The sequence below is a fragment of the Pseudomonas sp. TNT2022 ID642 genome (genome assembly GCF_028656995.1).
In the GTDB taxonomy this organism is placed as follows: domain Bacteria; phylum Pseudomonadota; class Gammaproteobacteria; order Pseudomonadales; family Pseudomonadaceae; genus Aquipseudomonas.
Map to the genome: position 1 here is coordinate 13,419 of NZ_JAMDGW010000045.1, position 20,910 is coordinate 34,328.

Below are 20,910 nucleotides of genomic sequence, written 5' to 3' on the forward strand. Positions count from 1 at the left end.
CATCGGCCATCAATTGATCTGGAATGGATAAACCGCGCCCAGTTTAAGGATTTGCGTCAGTTCATCCAGTGCCGTCCGGCATTCAAGCAGCAATTGCGGATCCGCCAGATCGGTTTCGCTCAGGCGGTCGCGGTAGTGCTTTTCAACCCATGCGGTCAACGAACCGTACAACGGTGGCGTCATGATAACCCCTGGGTTGACTGCCGCCAGTTCGGTTTCGTTAAGCGCGACGCGCAGTCGCAGGCACGCCGGGCCACCGCCGTTCTGCATGCTTTGCTTGAGATCGAAGACTTTCACTTCGCGGATCAGGCCGCCGGAACTGGTCAGTTCTTGCAGGTAAGTCCAGACGCGTTCGTTGGCCTGGCACTCTTGCGGCACGATCAGCAACATCGAGCCATCAGGACGCGACAGCAACTGGCTGTTGAACAGGTACGAGCGCACCGCGTCATCCACGGTGACCGCCGAACGCGGCACACACACCGACTGGAAGTTGCCGCCGGCTTTGGCGAGTTTGCTTTGCAGCTCGGCCAGCATCGAGTCGGTGTCGAGGAACGCGTCCTCGTGATAGAACAACACCTCGCCATTACCCACAGCGATCACGTCGTTGTGGAACACGCCCTGATCAATCACGTTCGGGTTTTGTTGCGCGTAGACCACACCTTCATCACGCAGACCGTGCAGACGCGCAACAGCTTGCGAGGCTTCGAGGGTCTGGCGTGCCGGATATTTCTGCGGCGCCGGGTAACGGTTGTCGAACGCACTGCGACCAAACACGAAAAACTCGACGCCCGCCTCGCCGTATTCACGGCAGAAACGCGTGTGGTTGGCCGCGCCTTCGTCGCCGAATTGCGCTACCGCTGGCAAAGCCGCGTGATGGGCGAAGTGTTGCTGATTGGCGAACATCGCACCGAGCACGCGACTGGTGGTCGGGTGTTCGATGCTGCGGTGGTATTTGCAGTTGAGGTTGGCGGCGGTGAAATGCACACGGCCGTCTGCGGTGTCGGCACTCGGGCTGACCGTGGCGGCGTTGGCCACCCACATGCTCGATGCGGAGCAACTGGCGACCAGCAGCGGCATGGCTTCTTTGGCAGCGCGCTCGATCACTTGCGCGTCAGTACCGCTGAAACCCAGGCGGCGCAGGGCGGCCACGTCCGGACGCTCCTGTGGCGCCAGCACGCCTTGCTGAAAGCCCATCTCCATCAGCGCTTTCATCTTCGCCAGACCTTGCAGCGCCGCTTCCTTCGGGTTCGAGGATTGCTGGCTGTTGCTCTGGGACGCAACGTTGCCGTAGGACAGACCACCGTAGTTATGGGTCGGCCCCACTAGACCGTCAAAGTTGACTTCATAGGATTTCATCAGCGAGGCTCCACGAGAATCTGTTGTTATAGGCTTCAGTAACTAACTGTTCAGTGCGACCGTGTCGCGGCCATCGCTGGCAAGCCAGCTCCCACAGTGACCGCGCCGTACACAAAATGTGTGAACGCCTCCGATCCTGTGGGAGCTGGCTTGCCAGCGATTGGCGTTACGCCATTTTCACGCCAGGCGTAAGGGCTGCAGGCAAAGACAGGTTCGGGGTTTCCAGCGACGCCACCGGGTACGCGCAATAATCCGCTGCGTAATAGGCACTGGCACGATGGTTACCCGAAGCACCAACACCACCAAACGGCGCGCTGCTCGCAGCACCGGTCAGCTGTTTGTTCCAGTTGACGATGCCGGCACGGCTTTCCAGCCAGAACTGCTGATAGCGCGCTTCGGAATCCGACAACAAGCCTGCGGCCAAACCGTAAGTGGTGTCGTTGGCTTCCGCGATCGCCGCTTCGAAATCGACGTAGCGAATCACTTGCAGCAACGGGCCGAACAGTTCTTCGTCCGGACGCTCGGCTACCGCTGTCACATCAATAATGCCGGGAGTCAACAACGCGGCTTGCGCCTGCGGCTGAGTCATTTCCAGCAGCGACACAGCACCGTTAGCCAACAGATGTTCCTGAGCATCCATCAGCGCTTTCGCCGCGCCGAGGGAAATAACCGAGCCCATGAACGGCGCCGGTTGTTGATCGAAAGCACCAACTTCAATGGTCGCGCTGACTTCAACCAGACGCTGCAACAGGCTGTCGCCCCACGCGCCTTGCGGCACCAGCAGACGGCGTGCACAGGTGCAACGCTGACCGGCAGAGATGAACGCCGACTGAATGATCGTGTAAACGGCTGCGTCGAGATCGGCGACCTGATCAACCACCAGCGGGTTATTCCCGCCCATTTCCAGCGCAAGAATCTTGTCCGGACGACCGGCGAATTGCTGGTGCAGGTGATTGCCAGTGCGGCTGGAACCGGTGAAGAACAGACCATCGATGCCCGGGTTCGCCGCCAGCGCGATACCGGTTTCGCGAGCGCCTTGCAGCAGGTTCAAAACGCCTGCCGGCAGGCCGGCTTCGATCCAGCACTTGACCGTCAGCTCGGCGACTTTCGGGGTCAGTTCGCTTGGCTTGAACAGCACGCTGTTACCCGCCAGCAGCGCCGGAACGATGTGGCCGTTCGGCAGGTGGCCGGGGAAGTTGTAAGGACCGAATACCGCCACCACACCGTGCGGCTTGTGACGCAGTACGGCGGTGGCGTCGCCCAACGGGCCGCTCTTCTCGCCGGTACGCTCGCGGTAGCTCTGCACCGAGATCGCGATCTTGTTGACCATACTGGTCACTTCCGTCGCGGCTTCCCACAGCGGTTTGCCAGTCTCTTCACCGATGGTGCGAGCCAGTTCGTCAGCGTGGTTTTTCAGCGCGGCGGCGAATGCCTCAAGCACAGTGATGCGCTCGTCCAGCGTACGACGCGCCCAGCCCGGGAACGCCTGACGCGCAGCTTGCACAGCCGACTCGACTTGAGCGGTGGTTGCGCCCTCCCCCGACCACAGCACTTGCTGGGTCACCGGGTTCAGCGATTGAAAGGCTTCGCCCTGACCGGCCAGCCACTCACCTGCGATGTATAGCGAATTCATTATTTCGACTCCCGTGCAGCGGACAACGCCACGGCGCGCACTTGATCGCCAGCGTTGAGTTGAAGACGTTTGGCGGTCTGCGGATCGACCACCAGGGTGCCGGCAGCCAGACGCGCCGGCGCAGCGGTGATGCGGCAGTCTTCACGTTTGCGGTTATGGATGATGAACGGCGTGGCGTCATCGCCCGGCGTGCCAACGGCCAACACCAGCGCTTCGCTGTCACGCACTGCGCGGATCTTGCCGGTTTCGCATTCGATGGCAGGACCGGCGTCGAAGATGTCGACGTAACCCTGATAGCTGAAACCTTCACCCTTGAGCATCGCCAAGGCCGGCTCGGTGTCCGGATGTACCTGACCAATGACGTTGCGCGCGCCTTCGGACAGGAAGCAGGTGTACAGCGGGAATTTCGGCATCAGTTCAGCGATGAAGGCCTTGTTGCCGACACCGGTGAGGTAATCGGCCTGGCTGAATTCCATCTTGAAAAAGTGACGACCGAGGCTTTCCCAGAACGGCGAACGACCGGCGTCATCGGAGACACCACGCATTTCGGCGATGATCTTGTTGCCGAACAGTTCCGGGAACTCAGCGATGAACAGCATCCGCGCCTTCGACAGCATGCGACCGTTCAGACCGCTGCGGTAATCGGCGTGCAGGAACAGCGAGCACAGCTCGGAATTGCCGGTCAGGTCGTTGGCCAGAAACAGCGTCGGAATCTCGCGATAGATGTTCAGCTCTTGCGAAGCGCTGACCGTCAGGCCGACACGGAAGTTGTACCACGGCTCACGCATGCCGACCGCGCCAGCGATGGCGGAAATCCCCACCACGCGGCCGTCATCGTCTTCGAGCACGAACAGGTAGTCCGCATCACCACGACCGGCTTCACCGCGAAAGGTCTTCTCGGCCCAGCCGACCCGATGGGCCAGACGTTCTTCGTTGGCCGGCAACGTGGTCAGGCCGGTGCCGGTGCTGCGGGCCAGGTCGATCAGAGCGGCTAAATCGCTGCTGCGTACGGGACGAACAATCATGCTATCTCCTCAAACGGGCCGCCTTCGCCACCCGTGAAACTCGCTAAGGCGTTAAACCGCCACCAGGCGCACGCTGGCACCTTCACCGACGCCGAGGGCCTCGGCTGCTTCCAGATCCAGAGTCACCGGTTTGCCCGGCGCGTAATCCAGTTCCAAGAGCACCGCGCGGTAATCCTGCAACTGCGCGTTGGCCACCAGATACTGGCGCCCGGCACCTTTGACAGGCTCGCCGATCTTCACCGGCACCACGCGGCTTTGGGCGATCGAACGGATCCCCGAAACACGCGCATGCAGGGTCGGGCCACCGTCGAAAATGTCGATGTAGTGATCAGTCTCGAAGCCTTCGCGCATCAGGATGTCGAAGGTGATCTGCGCACGCGGGTGCACCTGGCCCATCGCCTCTTGGGCGGAGTCCGGCAGCAGCGGTACGTAGATCGGGTAATGCGGCATCAGCTCGGCGAGGAACGTGCGGCTTTTCAGCCCGCACAGACGCTCGGCTTCGGCGTAGTTGAGGTCGAAGAAGTTGCGACCGATCGCATCCCAGAATGGCGAGTCGCCGTTCTCGTCGCTGTAACCGACGATCTCGGTCACCACCGAATCGGCGAAACGCTCCGGGTGGCTGGCAACGAACAACAGACGGCCGCGGGAGTTGAGTTCCGACCATGGCGAACCGACCAGCTCGCGCTGCACGTAGAAACTGGTCAGCAAACTATTGCCGGTCAGGTCGTGGCACTGCGAGAGCACGTGGATCTTGTTATGGATCTTCAACTCGCGCGAAGCGTGTACGAAAGTCTCGTTACGGAAGCTGTAGAACGGCTCCGAATAACCGGCCGAGGCGACGATGGCCGAGCAACCGACCAGCTTGCCGGTGGCGGAATCTTCGAGGACGAAGAAATAGCTTTCCTCACCGTTGAAGCTCACTTCGGCGGCGAACGAAGCTTCGCTCGCGGCGATCTTGTCGCTCAGACGTTCCACGTCATCCGGCAAGGAAGTGACACCAATCGGGCTGTCCGCAGCCAGACGCTGTACCTCGCCCAGATCAGCCATTTGCGCGGGGCGCATCACCAGCATGGTGTCACTCCTTAATCTCAGAACTTACAGAAGAAATAACCGGGCCTACATGAAGATCAATGTAGGAGTGAGCCTGCTCGCGATTGCGGTCTGTCAGAAACCAATGAGTCGACTGACACACCGCAATCGCGAGCAGGCTCACTCCTACAGTTGATCGGGTCCGGCATAAAATTTTGATCGACGCCTGAAAAAGCTCCAGGCGCCGAAGGGTCTATCAGGCTTGTGTCAGTGCTGCAGCAGCGCGTTCGAAACGGTCGAGACCGGCATCGATATCGGCGTCTTCCACCACCAGGCTCGGCGCGAAACGGATCACGTCCGGGCCGGCTTGCAGAATCATCAGGCCTTCTTTTTCGGCGGCGTTGAAGATGTCCTTGGCTTTGCCCTTCCAGGCATCACTCAACACGCAACCGATCAGCAGACCGAGACCACGCACCTGAGTGAACAGGCCGTACTTCTCGCCGATCTGCTCAAGGCGTGCCTTGAACTTGTCGTGCTTGGCGTTCACGCCGTTCAGCACTTCTGGAGTATTGATCACGTCGATCACTGCTTCAGCGACAGCGCACGCCAACGGGTTGCCGCCGTAAGTGGTGCCGTGAGTACCGACGACCAGATGTTTGGCCAGCGCTTCGGTGGTCAGCATCGCTGCGATCGGGAAACCGCCGCCCAGGCTCTTGGCGCTGGTGAGGATGTCCGGGGTCACGCCGTAATGCTGGTAGGCGAACAGCTTGCCGCTGCGGCCCATGCCGGTTTGCACTTCGTCGAACACCAGCAGCGCGTTGTTCGCGTCGCACAGTTCGCGGGCACCTTGCAGGTAAGCCAGTTCGGCTGGCAGCACGCCGCCTTCACCTTGAATCGGTTCCAGCACGACCGCACAGGTCTTGTCGGAAACGGCGGCTTTGAGCGCTGCCAGATCGTTATAAGGCACGTGGGTGATGCCGGTGATTTTCGGGCCGAAACCGTCGGAGTACTTCGACTGACCACCGACGTTAACGGTGAACAGGGTACGACCGTGGAAGCTGTTGAGCGCGGCGATGATTTCGTACTTCTCGCTGCCAAAGCGGTCGAATGCCACACGACGGGCCAGCTTGAACGCGGCCTCGTTGGCTTCAGCGCCCGAGTTGCAGAAGAACACGCGCTCGGCGAACGTGGCGTCGATCAGCTTGTGCGCCAGGCGCAACGCTGGCTCGTTGGTGAACACGTTGGAAACGTGCCACAGCTTGTTCGCCTGTTCGGTCAGTGCACCGACCAGCGCCGGGTGTGCGTGGCCCAATACGTTTACGGCAATCCCGCCGGCGAAGTCGATCAGCTCGCGGCCGGCCTGATCCCAGACACGGGAACCGGCGCCACGCACCGGAATGAAAGCGGCAGGCGCGTAGTTGGGAACCATTACCTGGTCGAAATCGGCGCGTTGTACCGCAGCGTGCTCAACGGACATCGGAGTCTCCTGATGAGGAACACTCGCCTGAAACTGGCGAGCTTGGTGAGGATTGTAAGGACAGTTTTCAGCCCGGCCTTGTCGCCAAGCGACAACTTCTTATAGCGCAAACCCCGGATTTTCACGGGTTTACGGCAATGCGACAAATAGCGTCGCAAAGGCGCAGTTTAACTGGCGCTGCCGATTTGCGGCAGGCGGCAAAGAATACCAACTCAACCCCGCGACAAAGATATAAATATGTACCGCACAAGGGTGGCCCATTCCTGATTTGCTGCGCGTTCTTTCAACGCCAAGGATTGGCCCATGCACCTGACTCAGCGACACCCTGCGACGACCTCAACCGTCGCCAGCGACGCGCAGCACCACGACGATCATTACCTGCCACTGAAAAATGCCGTGCCCGACTGGCTCGGCAACGCGTCATCGACCCGCCGCCAAGCATTCCAGAACAGCCTGCCCCGTCTGTCCGCTTCACTCCAGGCGGCGCCCGCCGAACAGCATCAACAGATGAAGACCCTCAACGCCGCGCACTGGGCCGCGCAAAGCAAGGTCGACCAAAGCCTGGAACACCTGCAGGACGCCAGCGCCTTTGCCGAACCCTTGCTCAAAGAGGAACTGAAAAAAAACTTCGACCTGGATCTGGATGTGCGCAACACCTATGTGCGCCTTTACATCCCCGCGACCACGCCGTGGTTTGCGCTGCGCACCGGCACACGCGCCTGGACCGTTTCGTTACTGGAGGCCGCGCTGCACAACTTCAAGGAAGCGGAAACCCATGACGACGCCTTCGAAGCAGACTCGACCTTCGTCACCCGCCCATCCGCCACCGGCCAGTTCATGACCCTGCCAGCGATCAAGGCCAAACTGAGCATTGCCGCTTTCACCCGGTTGTGTCGACGGCTGGACATCGGCGCGCAGTACAAAACCAATCTCGAGGACAACCTCGGTTATACCGATCCGATGGTTGCCGCCGTACTGCGCAACAAAATAGACGACAGCCAGAAAGCCGCGATGAAAGCCGCCCTGCAATGGGCGCGGATGAACCGCGATGTGTCGCAAAGTTACTTTCGCTTGATCGACGCCGTACTCGACGGCATGAAAGGCCTTTACGTCAGCGGGGCGCCCGTGGTGTGCCATGACATGGGGATGCTGTGCGCGCCGCTCACCGGGATCGTCGTGTTTGCCCCTGACCTGTACGCCTCACGAGACCCCGCACGGATTGTGGCTTATGTCCCCGATGATCCCGAGCACCCCTTCAAGGAATACGCTTCGACCTATGATCTGATCGCAGAGCTGACGCGCCAATTGCGCTCGAAAGACTACCAGCAGTTTTTCAGCCGATTCGTGAACCACGAACATCGAGGCTTTTTCTTCAGCACACTCAATAGCCGCTTGAGCCAGATCACGTGGCACCCGCCCGAGCCCGGCAGCTCGCAGCCCACTTGGCGCGACACCGCCGTCGAGCGGCCCGATCTGCAAACCACGCTGACGCCGTTCCATGACGATCTGTGGCAACACCTCTATCGATCGAAACTGAACAAGATCTTTAATGACGCGCAAATAATCGCCGTGCCCACTGCCGTGGTGGATCAAAAGGCGCGATGGGCGTACTGGGATTCGGTGAGCAACATCCTCTCGACCATCGTCCAGACTGCGGCGCTGATTGTAGCGCCGTTCGTGCCAGTTCTTGGCGAAGCCATGATGGCGTACATGGCTTATCAAATGCTCGACGAAGCCTTCGAAGGCATTATCGAATGGGGACAAGGGCGCACCACCGAAGCCTTCGGTCACCTGATGGGCACTGTAGAGTCGCTGATTCAACTGGGCATCTTCGGCGCCGGTGGCGCGATTGGCGCTGGCGAGTTTCGCAAGGTTTTACCCAAGGAAATTGTCGCGTTCATCGACCGTTTCAAGCCGGTGCAACTGACCAATGGCGAGACCCGCTACTGGGACCCCGATCTGGCCCGCTACCAGCACAGCGCCGTACCCGAAGCAAACTCCAGGCCCAACGAACTGGGCCTGCACCCACACCAGGGCAAACAACTGCTCCCACTCGAGCGCGCCCACTTTGCCGTGACCGAAGATACGGTTCCCGGCCAGTACCGCATCGAACACCCGACCCGCCCCGACGCCTACCAGCCGACGGTTCGGCACAACGGCGCCGGCGCCTGGCACACCGAGCTGGAGCATCCGCTGGAGTGGGACAACGACACGGCGCTGAGGCGAATCAACCCGGCAATCGAGTCGTTCTCGCCGACCGAGCGCGAGACGATTCTGCGGGTCAGCGGCGTCAACGAAGATGCCGTGCGCAAGATGCACGCAGACCAGCAAACGCCCCCGCCACTGCTGGCCGACAGCATCCAGCGCTTCAAGATCGATCAGCACCTGCAACGCTTGATCGATCAACTGGATAGCGACGTGGCCGAAGAGTTCCTGCGTGCCGACTCCGTTACCCAACTGCAATTGCTGACGCAGCACGGTCGCTGGCCGAGCAGCCAGCGTCTGCGCCTGGTCGATCAACAGGGCGAACTGATCTGGCAATCCTCGGCAGATGAAACCTTGCCACTGACCGAACTGGATCAAAGCAGCCTGATCGGCGGCGACCTGCTCAAGACGCTGCTGGGTTCCCTCGACGAGCAGCAGATCAAAGCCTTGCTTGCAGAACCGTTCGGCGGTCCGACGCCCTCGCTGGAAGTCCGCAGTCAGACTCTGCGCAAGCAACTGGCCCATCTCGCCCGACGCAATCGCAGTTCGCTGTTCGAATCGCGCTATCAGGCTCTCCAGCACATTGACGATCCATTGGCCCAAACACTCATCAACCACGATCCGACACTGCCGGCCAGCCTCACCCGTGAACTGCTCGACACCGCCAGCGGTAGTGAGTTGATACAGATCAACAACGGAGAGCTGCCACCGCGCCAAGAAGCACTCATGCAACTGGCCCATCAGGAAGTGCGCGTTACCCGCGCTTACGAAGGGCTGGAACTGAACGCCTTGAGCAATGCCGATTCCGATTCCCTTGCGCTGCACAGTCTCAAGCTGTTGCCGGGCTGGAGCGGCGATGTGCGCCTCGAAATCCGTGACGGACGTTACGAGGGATCGGTACTCGACAGCATCGGACGCGAGGATGCGCCCGCTCGGAAAGTACTGGTTCGCCAACAGGACGGCCGCTATCAACCTTACGACGATCGCGGCCAGGAGCTGCATTCGGCCACGGATTTCTACTCCAGCCTGTTGTACGCATTACCGGACGGCGAACGTCAGAATCTGAATCTGCAGATCGGCCAGAGTGATGCACTGAAAGCGGCGATTCGAGAGCGCACACTGGAACGCCAAGAGCTACGCACCGTACTGTTCGATGTGCCAATCAGCCAACCAGCCGTAGATACGCTGCGCCTGGCAGGCTTCGGGAACGAGCAATTGAACCTGCCAAGGCCTGTTGAACATCCCGACTTTTTTGAAGCGGGTGAACTCGGTGCCGTCGGCATAGCCCATCAGGACTACCTGGTCACTTTAGGTCAGCCAATCGCCAGTTCCGAGCAGCGTGTGCAGGCGATCTATCGAGGCATGTCCAATGAGGAAGCACGAAATTTCGCTGCGGGTTTTCAGAATGATCCGGCGGCGTTCAATGCCGAACTGACCAAACGTCGAATCGAGTACGGCAGGCTCAGTGACGACTTGCGCAAATGGGAAATCGACCTCCCCGCCAACGACCCGCTCAGTGGCCTGCCGTTAACCTACATCGAGCGCCGGGTAGCCCTGCAGAATCGCGCCCGTTTCAGCGACGCGCTTCTACGTACCTGGCGCAGAGAGACCCGTGGGTCCGCCGGACATATGTTGCAGATTACCGATCCGATACTGGGTGACCTGCCCGCGCTGGAAGCGGACTTCAGCCACGTCCACATGCTCTCCATCAATGGCAGCGCCAGAACCGCAGCGGTGGACGTTTTCATGCAACGTTTCCCGGGCCTGTGGTACCTGGATGCGCAAAACCTCAACTTGCCAAACCTGCCTCAGTCCCTGGCGTCAATGCCGGAACTACGCCAGCTGATCTTGCGCGACTGTGGCATCACCCATTCGGCTGAGAACCAAGCCGTACTTGGATCATTATCCAAACTGTCGTTGCTGGATCTGCGCGGTAATCCATTGGGTACGCCGCCCGATGTCCGCGCGATGCCTTCGTTGCGTCACATCAATCTAACCGGCACGGGTATCTCCACACTGCCGGCCAACCTGCTCGATCACCCGCGAATGATCACCGGCAGTTTCGGTGGCAATCAGATCACGGATATACCGGACGCTTTTTTCAGCCTGGTCAGTTCCCTCAGTGACGGCTTCGGTTTTGCCGACAACCCACTGTCGGCCGCCAGCCGAGAGAAAGTGAAAACGTTCTACAACCACACCGGTAAACAATTCGGAGTGCGCGCGGAGCCGGCAGATGTCCTGCGCACCACCGCGCTTTTTCCAAAACTGGATGCCGAGCAGGCCAGTGAGATGCTGTATCGGCTCCCCGGCACATTGGCCGAGGGCCGAGCCCAGCTCGCCAAATGGGAAGCTGAGCTCACAACGTTGAAGACCGAACTCGGCGAATGGGTCAACCAGATTCCTGCGCTGGATCCGGTATTCGGACGACCTCTGACGCTGGAGGAGCAAATACTGGAACGCAATGCGAGGAACGCATTCCGACAAAACCTGGAACAGTTCTGGCGCTCCAGATCGGCGACCCTCAGAGACAGCGATCTGTCATTGACGCTGGAGTTCATTGGCGACCTGCCGGCCTTGAGTAGCAATTTCGACCATGTTTCCAGGCTCACGCTGATGGGCAATAAAAACATCTCTGCAACGCTGCCGTTCATTCAACGCTTTCAGAATCTGACCACATTGGAGTTAAACGCCTTCGATCTGGAACCGGTTACGCTCTCACAGATCAGGATGCCTCGCCTCAGCGTATTGGAACTCAACGATTGCGGCGTGGTGCTGACTCCTGAAAACCAGGCAACACTGGTTTCGCTCAACAACTTGCATACGCTGGATCTGAGCAACAATCCTCTGGGGACTTTCCCCAACCTGACCTTCCTGCCTGATCTGACTTACCTCGACCTGTCCAATTGCGGCCTCAGCGTAATGCCTGACGGACTGGACACTCATGCGAACTTGCGCACAGCCATTCTCAGCGGCAACCGCATCAGCGAAATCCCCGATGCGTTGTTTGAGCTGTCGCCCAATCAGGGTGACGGCTTCGACTTTTCCGATAACCCTTTGTCGGCCGCCACACGCGAAAAGGTGAAAACCTATTACCGGACCACAGGATTAGACTTCGACGTGCGAGCCGAAAACGCTGACATCGACCTTATGCGCGAACTGTTCCCGTCCCTGGACGAGCAAGAAGCCAGCGATGTGTTCTACGACTTGCCCGGAACCCTTGCCAATGGCCGGGCTCAGCTCAACGCGTGGCGCACGGAGCTTGATCAATTGACTACCGCCCTGACCTTTTGGGCGCCGCAGGTTCCAAGTGTGCACCCCGTTACGGGCCAGATCCTTACTGCCATCGAGCTGTTTGACCAATACGCCGCCCGTTCCGAATTCGGCCAACAGCTGGAGCGATTCTGGCGCCACAGATCCACCCATTCAGGCATGCGTGCGGATTATTTCGAGGCCGACCTGAGGTTCTATGGTGACCTGCCCCAACTGACAACGGATTTCACTCACGTGTCGGGTATCAGGCTCAAAGGCAATGCCGCCATTGCCGCCCCGGACGCGTTTATCGATTTATTTGTCAACGTGCGTGAGCTGGACCTGCATCAGTTTCCGCTGGGGGAAATACCTCAGGCCGTGACTCGCCTGCCAAACCTTACGGAACTCACGCTGAGAGACTGTGCAGTGACGCTCACCCCAGCCGACCAGAACACTCTCGCCACGCTCAATAACCTCACACTTCTGGATCTGAGTCACAACCCGCTGACGGCGATACCTGACCTTCAGCCCCTGCCCGCCATGCGTGATCTCCTGTTGTCCAATTCCGGCATTACAGCCCTGCCCAATGGCCTGGCCAACCACCCGAACCTGAAAAACGCATTGCTGAGCAGCAATCGCATCACCGATCTGCCCGACGCTTTTTTCAGCCTTGATCTGGATCTCGCCGACGGCGTCAACCTGGGAAGCAACCCTCTGTCCCTGCCCGCTCGCGAACGCATCAAAACGTATTACGTCGAGCACGGACGCCACTTTGACGTCATGCCCGACGTCGGCGACCTGGCCAGCGCGCAACGACTGTTTCCGGAGATGGACATCGACGATGCCAGTCACATGATCTATCACCTGCCCGGCACATTGCAGGCCGGTACGGCTCAACTACTGCGCTGGGAGGCGGAAATCAGCCAGATGATGAGTGACTTGAACGTCTGGTCCGAAAACGTGCCGATACGCAACTCCGCGACCGGCGAAATATTGAGCACATCTGAACAGGTACGTGAGCGATTCCAGCGGAGAGAGTTCACGCAACGTCTGGAAACGTTCTGGCGCAGCAGGAACCGCGACAAGACCGAATTAAGGCTCAACTCGCTCAAATTCGAAGTCTCCTTCGTGGGTGAACTGCCGTCGCTGGCTGCCGATTTCAGCCACGTTACCAACTTGAGCCTCTTCGGCAACGAGGCGCTGAACGTGCCGGACGGTTTCCTGGCGCGGTTCAGTGGGTTAAGGAAGCTGGAAATGCATAACTTTACCCTGGGCCGCATTCCCGAGGCCCTGGCATTGATACCACCGCTCGAAACGCTGACGTTGAGCAGTTGTGGCGTTGTGATGGACGCAACGGGGCAGACGACTCTTGCCGCGATGACCCGATTGAAAGGACTGGATCTGTACCACAACCCCTTGGGTATGGCGCCGGACGTCAGCTCATTGCAGGCGCTGTCGACACTCGATCTTTCCCGCACGGGTATCCGTCAGATTCCCGCCGGCGTGGGACAACTGCCTCGTCTGCGCGAAGCGCTCCTCAGCGAAAACGCCATTGTGGAGTTGCCGCAAGACCTGCATGGCCTTGTCGTAAATGGCGTTGTCCTGAGGGCCAATCCGCTGTCCACTGCCTCAAGAGACCGGATAAAGCTCAATTACCAGTTCACTTACCAGAAGATGGGCGTTGCCGCTGATCAGGCGGACATCGCCTTGGCACGAGCGCTGTACCCCGACCTCAGTGAAGCCGATGCCAATAGCCTGATCTATCGCCTGCCCGGGACAATGGCCGAGGGACGTATCGAGTTACTGCGTCGCCAGAACGACCTCACCACGCTGCTTGGCGAACTCGATGTGTGGACGAGAGAGGCGCCGCGTGACCCGCTCACCGGGAGCAACCTCCGGGAGGAGGAACTACGGCAGGAGAATGCCAGGCGTACGGAATTCAGGAACACTCTGGAAGAAGGCTTGCGCGTGGCACCGACAGCTCTGGGGCGTTCAGACTTTGCGCTCGACCTGTCCTTCACCGGCGAACTGCCAAAACTGAGCGGCCGCTTTGAGCAGATCAATACACTGACACTGACGAGCACCGCTCGTGTACACCCGCGGGTTGACCCATTGCTCGAACTGTTCCCGAAGCTGAAAACACTGGATATTCGCGACTATCAACTGAACGCGATTCCCGAGCCGGTCTTCGGCATGAGCAATCTGACCAACTTGCAACTGCCTCGGTGCAGCATAGAACTGACTGGACAAAGCGTGAATGCACTGGCAACCCTGGAAAAACTGCAAACGCTGGATTTGAGTCACAACCTGCTGGGGCGGACACCCGACCTGAGAAACCTCAAGGCGTGTGAAACGCTGCGATTAAACAACACCGGACTGACCGACGTTCCGGTTGGTCTGTTTGACCTGCCGCATCTGATCGACGCGAGTCTTTCCGACAACGCCATTACCGAGCTTCCCGACCCACTGCCTCTTGCTGCTGACGGCAGAGCGATCACCTACAACTTCAGTAACAATCCATTGAGCCCGCAGAGTCAGAGGAGTCTGGGCACTTACAACACAGCCAATGAATTACGACTGGCTGAGGAGCGGAAGCGTTGGGTCAGACTTGGTCAAGAGCTCGACGACTTCAGGGATTCGGATTTCTCCGACGGCGAAGAACTACCAGAAGCGTAGTGATCACGGGTTAGCGCAGGCTAACCCGGTCCTTATCCGCGCTCTGGTGGCACTGACGACAATTCGAACGGGCTGCTGCTGCGCCGCTGGTTGCGATCTTCCCGCGGCGTGGCACCGAAGAAGTTGCGATAGGCGCTGGAGAAGTGCGGCCCCGAAGAGAAGCCACAGGACAGGCCGATCTGGATGATCGACTTGCTGGTCTGCATCAACATCTGCCGAGCCTTGTTCAGGCGCAGTTCCAGGTAGTACTGGCTCGGCACACGGTTGAGGTATTGCTTGAAGATCCGCTCCAGCTGACGACGGGACACGCACACATGCTGGGCGATTTCGTCGGTGGTCAGCGGCTCTTCGATGTTGGCTTCCATCAGCAACACTGCCTGGGTGAGCTTCGGATGGCTGGAGCCGAGACGGTTCTGCAACGGGATACGCTGACGCTCGCCACCTTCGCGGATGCGCTCGACCACCAGTTCTTCCGAAACGGCGCCGGCCAGTTCCGCACCGTGATCACGGGCCAGCACGGCCAGCAACAGATCGAGCACGGACATGCCGCCGCACGCGGTCAGGCGATCGCGATCCCAGTCGAACAGGTGGCTGGTGGCAATGACTTTCGGGAAACGCTCGGCGAAATCGTCCTGCCAACGCCAGTGCACGGCGGCGCGATAACCATCGAGCAAACCGAGTTGCGCCAAGGGATAAACGCCAGCGGACAGGCCGCCGATGACCGTGCCGGCACGCACCAATTGCTTCAGTGCACTGCTGAGTGCCGGGGCCAACGTGGTCGGCGGCTCGTCAGCGAGGAGAAACAGTTTCTGGAAGTTTTCGAGCTTGCCGGTCCATGCCTCGCCGGGCAATTGCCAGGCGCCTTCGGCCCCGGTTCCTGTAACGGCTTCGGCCTGCAAGAACGACAGCTCGTAAACCACCTCCGGGTGCACACGCTGAGCAACACGCAAGGCTTCCTCCGCCAGCGCCAGCGTCAACGCTTTAGTGCTGGGCCAAATCAGGAAACCAATTCGATGGGCAGTCATGGGCGGGCAATCCGAAACGAGGAACGGTGATGAAGGCATGGGCCAATGCTAGCCCGTAAATGAACACAAATCTTGAAACTGCGCAGCTCCCACTGTAGGAGCTGTCGAGTGAAACGAGGCTGCGATCTTTTGATCTTCAAAACAGATCAAAAGATCGCAGCCTTCGGCAGCTCCTACAGGGGATCGGAGCCAGCCTTCAGGTTGCGAAGCATGCACTATTCCGGTGCGTATCGGCAGTCATGTTTACTTGAGGCTGCCCGAGAGGAATTGCTGCAAACGTTCCGATTGCGGATTGACCAGCACTTCACGCGGGTTACCGCTTTCTTCCACCACACCTTTGTGCAGGAACACCAACTGGTTCGACACTTCACGGGCAAAGCCCATTTCGTGTGTCACCACAACCATGGTGCGACCCTCCTGAGCCAGCGCTTGCATCACCTTCAGCACGTCGCCCACCAGTTCCGGGTCGAGCGCCGAGGTCGGTTCGTCGAACAGCATCACTTCCGGTTCCATCGCCAGCGCACGGGCAATCGCCACACGTTGCTGCTCGCCACCGGACATGTGCCCCGGGAACGCGTCTTTACGATGGGCCACACCGACCTTGTTCAGGTAGTACTCGGCTTTTTCGCGCGCTTCGTACTTGGGTACGCCCAGTACGTGAACCGGCGCTTCCATGATGTTTTCAATAGCGGTCATGTGCGACCACAGGTTGAAATGCTGGAACACCATCGACAGGCGCGAACGCATGCGTTGCAGCTGTTTCGGATCAGCGGCTTTCAGCGCGCCGTCCTTGTTCGCCACCAGTTTCAGCTCTTCGTTGTTGAGCAGAATCTTGCCCGCGTGCGGCTGCTCGAGCAGGTTGATGCAGCGCAGGAAAGTACTTTTGCCGGAGCCACTGGAGCCGATGATGCTGATCACATCGCCGGCTGCCGCTTTCAGGGACACGCCCTTGAGCACTTCGTGACTGCCATAGCGTTTATGCAGGTCTTGGACTTCAAGTTTGTACATGCGGTCGGTTCTCACAAAAACAGTCAGTCAGTCGTTGAGCAAGCGCCCGTGACGCAGCGCTTCGCGCCCCGCCACCTTGGCCAGCCAGAAACCGGGTTGGGCATAACGCAGCCGTTCAATGGCAAACAGCACCCCGGAGGTACCAGCACACACCGTGCTGACCCGATCGGACAGAGGATCAATCACTTCAAAAATCTCGTCGCCTGCCTCGACCCACTCGCCGGGCTTGCGCAGAAAACTCACGACGCCCGGATGCGGCGCGAACAGCAACTCGGTGCCTTCGAACGGCATGCCTTCACAGGCTTCGTGCGCCGGGTTCGGCCACTCGCCAGTGATCAAGCCTTGCTCGGCGAGGAACGCGAGAATGCCTTCAGCATACGCCTGGGCTTCGGCGCGACCGGTGTCGGCCTGACCGCCCAGCTCAATGGTCGTCGCCAGACACGCCAAAGGAATCTGCGCATCGGGGAACTGCCGCGACAGACGCAGCCACGGCAACGAGCAAGCTTCATCGAACGAGCTGCCGCCGGAATCTTCCGCCAGCAATCCGACCTTCACATTCAGGTGCGCGGCCAGCGAACGCCACTGCGGCCAGTGCTGCGGCAGCGCGTACATGTGCAGCGCGGCTTCGGCATCGCAGTGCAAGTCGAGCACCACATCAGCGGTGCAAGCGTGGCTGAGCAACACACGCTGCATGCCTTGCAACTGACTGCTCGCTTCTGGCAATGCGGCCAGATGATCGGCCATGGCCTGACGGATCAGGCGCACATTGGCGTGCGGATCATCACCGAGGCTGTCGGCCAAAGCTGCCGCAACCGGCGCGCTCAGTTCGACGAAATCACGGTTGAAATTCTTGCCGCTGCCCGCCTCGAAACGGCCTTGGTGATTGCCTTGCAGCAATTGCCCGAGGCCCAACGGGTTAGCGACCGGTACCAGCTCGATGACACCGTTGAGCAAGCCTTTGGCTTCGAGTTCGCCGAGGCGCTTTTTCAGCTCCCAGGCGGTGCGCATGCCCGGTAATTCGTCAGCATGCAGGCTGGCCTGAATGTAGGCCTTGCGCTCGCCACGCCCGAAGCGGAACACGGAAATCTTGCGCTCGCTGCCTAAATGGCTCCACGGCAATACGTGGTCGATGCGTTCCATATCAGTGCTTCCGCGGGGCCAGGTAGCTCAACCAGCGACGCTCGGCCAGTTTGAACAGCTTGACCAGAATGAACGTCAGGCACAGGTAGAACACGCCAGCGGTGATGTACGCCTCGAACGGCAGATAGAACTGCGCGTTGACGGTACGTGCCGCGCCAGTGATGTCGATCAAGGTCACGATGGACGCCAGACTGGTGGTCTGCAGCATCATGATCACTTCGTTGCTGTACTGCGGCAGCGCCCGGCGCAGGGCCGATGGCAGCAGGATGCGCTTGTACAGTTTGAAGCGCGACATGCCCATGGCCTTGGCCGCTTCGATCTCACCGTTCGGCGTGGCCTTGAGGCTGCCGGCGATGATTTCCGCGGTGTAGGCGCTGGTGTTGACGGCGAAGGCCAGGCACGCACAGAACGTTGCGCTGGACAGCCACGGCCACAAGAAGCTTTCGCGTACCGCTTCGAACTGCGCCAGACCGTAGTAGATCAGGAACAGTTGCACCAGCATCGGCGTGCCACGGATCACGTAGGTGTAAAGCCACGCGGCGCCGTTGACCACCGGATTTTTCGAGACGCGCATCAGCCCCAGCGGCAGGGCCGCGAGCAGACCGAAAAACAGCGACAGCGCGAGCAATTTGAGGGTGGTCAGCAGGCCGCCGAGGTACAGCGGCATGGCCTCCCAAATGACGTTGTAGTCGAAGATCATAGATCAGCCGCCCTTACGCCTACCGAGTAGCGCTTCTCAAGTTGACGCAGGATCAGCAACGAAACACTGGTGATCACCAGGTACATCGCCGCCACTGCGAGGAAGAAGGTGAAAGGCTCGCGGGTGGCATCTGCCGCCTGCTTGGCCTTGAACATCATGTCTTGCAGACCGACCACGGAAATCAGCGCGGTGGCCTTGGTGAGTACCAGCCAGTTGTTGGTGAAGCCCGGAATCGCCAAGCGAATCATCTGCGGCACCATCACCCGGAAGAACACCTGAAAACTGCTCATGCCGTACGCCATGCCGGCTTCGGCCTGACCTTTCGGAATGGCCATGAACGCGCCACGGAAGGTTTCCGACAGGTACGCACCGAAAATGAAACCGAGGGTGCCGATACCGGCGGCCAATGGATTCAGATCGATGTAGTCGTCATAACCGAGCATCGGTGCGACGCGGTTGAGCAAGTCCTGACCGCCGTAGAAGATCAGCAGGATCAGCACCAGATCGGGAATCCCGCGGATCACCGTGGAATACAGATCGCCCAGCCAGGCCAGCCAGCGCACCGGCGACAGGCGCAACGCGACACCGATCAGCCCGAGAACGATGGCCAGAGCCATGGACGACAAGGCGAGCTGAAGCGTCAGCCATGCGCCATCGAGGATGACAGCCCCGTAGCCTTTCAACATGATTCAGGTCCTCGAAAGTTGGGATGAAAAAATGGCGCAAACCGCAGAGATCCTGTTGCTTGCGCCATTTCGGACTTGTCGCAGAGACGTGTTACTTGCCGTAGATATCGAAGGCGAAGTACTTGTCCTGGATTGCTTTGTATTTGCCGTTTTCGCGAATGGCCGCGATGGCAGCGTTGATCTTGTCTTTCAGGGCGTCGCCCTTACGGACCGCGATACCTACGCCGTCGCCGAAGTATTTGACGTCGGTGAACTGTGGACCGACGAAAGCGAAGCCTTTGCCGGAATCAGTGTTCAGGAAGCCGTCTTGCAGCAGGGTGGCATCAGCTACGGTACCGTCGAGGCGACCGGCGGCCACGTCGAGGTAGATTTCGTTCTGCGAGCCGTACGGCTTGATCTCGGCACCCAGTGGCGCCAGGACTTCGCGGGCGAAACGCTCGTGGATCGAACCACGTTGTACGCCGATGTTCTTGCCCTTCAGCTCAGCCAGACCTTCGCTGACCTGAGTACCGGCCTTCATGACCAGACGTGCCGGGGTGTTGTAGTACTTGTTGGTGAAGTCGACCGACTTCTTGCGGTCTTCAGTGATCGACATCGACGACAGGATCGCATCGATCTTGCGCACTTTCAGTGCCGGGATCAAACCGTCGAACTCTTGCTCGACCCACACACACTTGACCTGCATCTGCTCGCACAGAGCGTTGCCGATGTCGTAGTCGAAACCGACGATGCTGCCATCCGGTGCTTTCGAAGCGAACGGAGGGTAAGCCGCTTCGATACCGATCTTCAGAGGTTTTTCGTCAGCGAAGGCGTTCATCGACAGCACGGACAGTGCCAGGGCGCCAAGCAGCACAAGTTTCTTCATCTTGGGACTCCATCGGTAAAGGGCAAAAACGGCAGAGTGAGCGACAGCCCAATATGCGAATGGGTGAATCGGGAAATCGGTTGCTGCATCGGTGGGAAATTTCCGATTGAAACCGTCAGAGATTTCAACCTCGGCCACGATGAGCGAGTGATCGGCATTCTAACGACAGGCCCGAAGCCGATATTTCTTCAATGCGACAACTAATTACAGATGCACAGAGAAAGCGACTTTGGCGCATTGACAGCCCTGCAATTTCATGCAAGAGCGAAAGACAGTGAACCGATCTATGCTGCAAATTGCGGGCCTATTATTCGCAAACCCTTCTAATCCGGCAAGCGCAGCGTTGTGTCTTATTTTTCACCGGGGGTTTCGAGGCTCTAAAACGGGGCGATGCGTTTCCCTTTGCCCCGCTCCGGGGCGGGCGGTTACACATTCGGTTACGTGGAACGCGGCGGGTAACAGCGGGAAAGGTCTTACGGGGGAGATCGATAATTATTGGTTGGGTGATCTTGTGTTCCGACAGTGGACTACACAGCTGCCTGACAGATTGCTATCGCTGGCAAGCCAGCTCCCACAGGGATATGCGGCGAAGCTGAAATTTCCGACACACCACAAACTCTGTGGGAGCTGGCTTGCCAGCGATGAGGCCAGAGCAGCCACCCCCAATATGCGCCGGAACCAAAATCTCCAACACATCACAAAACCTGTGGGAGCTGGCTTGCCAGCGATTAGGCCAGAGCAGCCACCCCCAATATGCGCTGGAACCAAAATCTCCAACACACCACAAAACCTGTGGGAGCTGGCTTGCCAGCGATGAGGCCAGAGCAGCCACCCCC

12 protein-coding genes are annotated in these 20,910 nt (G+C 59.3%); 1 reads left to right on the forward strand and 11 read right to left on the reverse strand.

Annotated features, from left to right (window positions below; translation table 11 throughout):
- Positions 1-9 precede the first annotated feature (9 nt).
- The 5 genes from astB to M5G26_RS29120 all read right to left on the reverse strand — a co-directional run bounded on the left by astB (position 10) and on the right by M5G26_RS29120 (position 6,520).
- On the reverse strand, positions 10-1,356 hold the full coding sequence (astB, locus tag M5G26_RS29100; protein WP_134176802.1) for an N-succinylarginine dihydrolase: 1,347 nt from the start codon (positions 1,354-1,356) through the stop codon (positions 10-12).
- A 166-nt stretch (positions 1,357-1,522) separates the two neighbouring features.
- Complete coding sequence (astD, locus tag M5G26_RS29105) at positions 1,523-2,992, reverse strand: succinylglutamate-semialdehyde dehydrogenase (RefSeq protein ID WP_273917176.1); 1,470 nt, start codon at positions 2,990-2,992, stop codon at positions 1,523-1,525.
- A complete protein-coding gene (gene astA, locus M5G26_RS29110; protein WP_160041483.1) occupies positions 2,989-4,014 on the reverse strand; it encodes an arginine N-succinyltransferase in 1,026 nt (341 codons plus the stop codon). The genes astD and astA overlap by 4 nt, the downstream gene beginning before the upstream one ends.
- Before the next feature lie 51 nt (positions 4,015-4,065).
- Positions 4,066-5,085: an arginine/ornithine succinyltransferase subunit alpha gene (aruF, locus tag M5G26_RS29115; RefSeq protein ID WP_016983955.1), complete on the reverse strand. Its 1,020-nt coding sequence runs from the start codon at positions 5,083-5,085 to the stop codon at positions 4,066-4,068.
- A gap of 214 nt (positions 5,086-5,299) precedes the next feature.
- On the reverse strand, positions 5,300-6,520 hold the full coding sequence (locus tag M5G26_RS29120) for an aspartate aminotransferase family protein (protein WP_007912711.1): 1,221 nt from the start codon (positions 6,518-6,520) through the stop codon (positions 5,300-5,302).
- A 303-nt stretch (positions 6,521-6,823) separates the two neighbouring features.
- Between M5G26_RS29120 and M5G26_RS29125 the strand changes: the two genes are divergently transcribed.
- Entirely contained in the window at positions 6,824-14,650 is a 7,827-nt protein-coding gene (locus M5G26_RS29125; protein ID WP_273917151.1) for a dermonecrotic toxin domain-containing protein, read from the forward strand.
- A 32-nt stretch (positions 14,651-14,682) separates the two neighbouring features.
- Here the strand turns inward: M5G26_RS29125 and argR are convergent, their stop codons facing one another.
- The 6 genes from argR to M5G26_RS29155 all read right to left on the reverse strand — a co-directional run bounded on the left by argR (position 14,683) and on the right by M5G26_RS29155 (position 20,074).
- Complete coding sequence (argR, locus tag M5G26_RS29130; protein WP_273917152.1) at positions 14,683-15,675, reverse strand: transcriptional regulator ArgR; 993 nt, start codon at positions 15,673-15,675, stop codon at positions 14,683-14,685.
- 243 nt (positions 15,676-15,918) lie between these two features.
- On the reverse strand, positions 15,919-16,683 hold the full coding sequence (locus M5G26_RS29135; RefSeq protein WP_007912705.1) for an ABC transporter ATP-binding protein: 765 nt from the start codon (positions 16,681-16,683) through the stop codon (positions 15,919-15,921).
- A gap of 27 nt (positions 16,684-16,710) precedes the next feature.
- Positions 16,711-17,823: a M14 family metallopeptidase gene (locus tag M5G26_RS29140; RefSeq protein ID WP_273917153.1), complete on the reverse strand. Its 1,113-nt coding sequence runs from the start codon at positions 17,821-17,823 to the stop codon at positions 16,711-16,713.
- A 1-nt stretch (position 17,824) separates the two neighbouring features.
- On the reverse strand, positions 17,825-18,523 hold the full coding sequence (locus M5G26_RS29145; RefSeq protein WP_007912703.1) for an ABC transporter permease: 699 nt from the start codon (positions 18,521-18,523) through the stop codon (positions 17,825-17,827).
- Positions 18,520-19,209 carry an ABC transporter permease gene (locus M5G26_RS29150; protein ID WP_007912702.1) on the reverse strand — a complete coding sequence of 230 codons (690 nt, stop codon included), beginning with the start codon at positions 19,207-19,209 and terminating at the stop codon, positions 18,520-18,522. The genes M5G26_RS29145 and M5G26_RS29150 overlap by 4 nt, the downstream gene beginning before the upstream one ends.
- A 91-nt stretch (positions 19,210-19,300) precedes the next feature.
- Complete coding sequence (locus M5G26_RS29155; protein WP_095123092.1) at positions 19,301-20,074, reverse strand: ABC transporter substrate-binding protein; 774 nt, start codon at positions 20,072-20,074, stop codon at positions 19,301-19,303.
- Positions 20,075-20,910 lie beyond the last annotated feature (836 nt).

Excerpts from the sequence above, each read along its gene's own strand:
- astB (WP_134176802.1), bottom strand. The coding sequence starts at position 1,356 with ATGAAATCCTATGAAGTCAACTTTGACGGTCTAGTGGGGCCGACCCAT.
- astA (WP_160041483.1), bottom strand. The coding sequence starts at position 4,014 with ATGATTGTTCGTCCCGTACGCAGCAGCGATTTAGCCGCTCTGATCGAC.
- aruF (WP_016983955.1), bottom strand. The coding sequence starts at position 5,085 with ATGCTGGTGATGCGCCCCGCGCAAATGGCTGATCTGGGCGAGGTACAG.
- M5G26_RS29120 (WP_007912711.1), bottom strand. The coding sequence starts at position 6,520 with ATGTCCGTTGAGCACGCTGCGGTACAACGCGCCGATTTCGACCAGGTA.
- M5G26_RS29125 (WP_273917151.1), top strand. The coding sequence starts at position 6,824 with ATGCACCTGACTCAGCGACACCCTGCGACGACCTCAACCGTCGCCAGC.
- argR (WP_273917152.1), bottom strand. The coding sequence starts at position 15,675 with ATGACTGCCCATCGAATTGGTTTCCTGATTTGGCCCAGCACTAAAGCG.
- M5G26_RS29135 (WP_007912705.1), bottom strand. The coding sequence starts at position 16,683 with ATGTACAAACTTGAAGTCCAAGACCTGCATAAACGCTATGGCAGTCAC.
- M5G26_RS29140 (WP_273917153.1), bottom strand. The coding sequence starts at position 17,823 with ATGGAACGCATCGACCACGTATTGCCGTGGAGCCATTTAGGCAGCGAG.
- M5G26_RS29145 (WP_007912703.1), bottom strand. The coding sequence starts at position 18,523 with ATGATCTTCGACTACAACGTCATTTGGGAGGCCATGCCGCTGTACCTC.
- M5G26_RS29150 (WP_007912702.1), bottom strand. The coding sequence starts at position 19,209 with ATGTTGAAAGGCTACGGGGCTGTCATCCTCGATGGCGCATGGCTGACG.
- M5G26_RS29155 (WP_095123092.1), bottom strand. The coding sequence starts at position 20,074 with ATGAAGAAACTTGTGCTGCTTGGCGCCCTGGCACTGTCCGTGCTGTCG.